Below are 2,225 nucleotides of genomic sequence, written 5' to 3' on the forward strand. Positions count from 1 at the left end.
CAACTGGATGTTCCACGCCGCTGTCGAACACGTGCAGGAAGGCGATGTGGTCGTCGCCGGCTGCACCACCGAGAGCGAGGACGGCTTCTTCGGAGAACTGCTTGCGACTTCGTTGACCGCCCGCGGCTGCAAGGGTCTTGTCATCGACGGTGGCGTCCGAGATGTTGCCGACCTGGAGAAGATGGACTTCCCGGTGTTCTCTCGCGCGATCAACTCGAAGGGCACCGTGAAAGCAACGCTCGGCTCGGTGAACATCCCGGTCGTCGTCGCGAACGCCCTGGTGAACCCCGGCGACGTTGTCGTCGCCGATGTTGACGGCGTCGTCGTGGTGCCGAGGGAACTCGTCTCGGCGGTAGCGGACGCCAGCCAGAAGCGAGAGGATAACGAAGAGTCCAAACGGCAGCAGCTCCGTCAAGGAGTGCTCGGCCTCGACCTCTACGGCATGCGCGGGCCCCTGGCCGACGCAGGCCTGGAATACGTGGAGGACTGACGATGGCGCATGGTGAGGTCACCGGCGACTTCGAGAAGTCGGCAGGATGGCTGGACTGGTACGACGGTCCGAGCAGCCCCACGTTCACCCTGCCGCCCGGCGCGGTCGACGCGCATTGCCACGTCTTCGGCCCCGGTGCGCAGTTCCCGTACGCACCCGAGCGAAAGTACACCCCGTGCGATGCCAGCGCCGATCAGCTGTTCGCGCTGCGCGACCACCTCGGGTTCGATCGCAATGTCATCGTGCAGGCGACCTGTCACGGCGCGGACAACCGGGCACTTGTCGACGCGTTGCGCCGCAGCGATGGACGGGCACGCGGTGTCGCCACCGTGCGAGCGGATGTGACCGACTCGGAGCTTGCCGAGTTGCATGAGGCGGGCGTGCGAGGTGTCCGCTTCAACTTCGTCAAGCGCCTCGTCGACCGCGTCCCCACCGACTCACTCGACGAGATCGTCGGCAAGATCGCTCCGCTTGGATGGCATGTCGTCATCTACTTCGAAGCGGACGATCTCGCGGACCTGTACGACTTCTTCTCGAACATCCCGACCGACATCGTCGTCGACCATATGGGCCGACCCGATGTGACCAAGGACCCGGACGGCCCGGAGTTCGAACTCTTCTTGCGTTTCATGCGCGAGAACCCAAACGTGTGGACCAAGGTGTCGTGTCCCGAGCGGCTCACCGTCACCGGTCCCCGCGCGCTTGGTGGTGAGCAGCACGCATATGCCGATGTGGTGCCGTTCGCCCGTCGCGTGGTCGAGGAGTTCCCCGACCGCGTGCTGTGGGGTACTGACTGGCCCCATCCCAACCTGAAAGACCACATGCCAGATGACGGGCTGCTGGTCGACTACATCCCGCAGATCGCCACGACCCCCGCCGTGCAGCACCAGCTGCTCGTCGACAACCCCCGGCGACTGTACTGGCCCAAAGGAGATTGATATGGCACTCGACAAGCCCTACAAAGACATCCCCGGCACGATCATCTTCGATGCCGAGCAGGCCCGCAAGGGCTACCACCTGAATCAGTTCGCGATGTCGCTGATGAAGCCGGAGAACAGGGAGCGCTATCTTGCCGACCGCGAGAGCTACCTCGACGAATGGCAACTGACACCGGCGCAGCGCAAGGGTGTGCTCGACCTCGACTTGAACCTCTGCCTGGCTGAGGGTGGAAACATCTACTTCCTCAGCAAGCTCGGTGCCACCCACGGCCTGAGCTTCCAGCAGATGGCCGGGTCGATGACCGGAATGAGCGAAGCGGCCTACCGCGACATGATGGTCGCCGGTGGACGTCGCCCCGAGGGTGTTCGCCTGAAGGACCTCGACGGGTGGACCCCGCCGGCACCGGGAGAGAAGGCGGAGACGCTGCGCCCGAACCCGCCCGCGAAATACACCTCCGCACTGTTCACCCCGCACGTGCCGGCGATCGGTGCCGCGATGGACCTCGGCAAGACCGAGGAGCCGTACTGGAAGAAGGTGTTCGACGGGTACGAGTGGACCCGCAAGTGGGTGAAGGAGAACACGCCCGACGTCGTCATCCTCGTCTACAACGACCACGCGACCGCGTTCGACGCGAACATCATCCCCACCTTCGTGCTCGGTACCGGCGAGCACTACCCGGTCGCCGACGAGGGCTACGGTCCGCGCCCGGTGCCCGATGTGAAGGGCTACCCGGAGCTCGCCGCACACCTGGCGCAGTCGATCATCCAGGACGATTTCGACCTGACGCTGGTCAACG

3 protein-coding genes are annotated in these 2,225 nt (G+C 64.7%); all 3 read left to right on the forward strand.

The window, feature by feature from the left end; genetic code table 11:
• Positions 1 to 490: 4-carboxy-4-hydroxy-2-oxoadipate aldolase/oxaloacetate decarboxylase (locus ACK5M9_RS09415; protein WP_416892906.1), on the forward strand; the 490-nt coding region annotated here is incomplete at its 5' end.
• A gap of 2 nt (positions 491 to 492) precedes the next feature.
• Entirely contained in the window at positions 493 to 1,428 is a 936-nt protein-coding gene (locus tag ACK5M9_RS09420) for an amidohydrolase family protein (protein WP_416892907.1), read from the forward strand.
• A 1-nt stretch (position 1,429) separates the two neighbouring features.
• A partial coding sequence (gene ligA, locus ACK5M9_RS09425; RefSeq protein WP_416892908.1) for a protocatechuate 4,5-dioxygenase subunit alpha occupies positions 1,430 to 2,225 on the forward strand: 796 nt, incomplete at its 3' end.

Origin of the sequence: Mycobacterium sp., assembly GCF_047975165.1 — a bacterium.
Lineage (GTDB): Bacteria > Actinomycetota > Actinomycetes > Mycobacteriales > Mycobacteriaceae > Mycobacterium.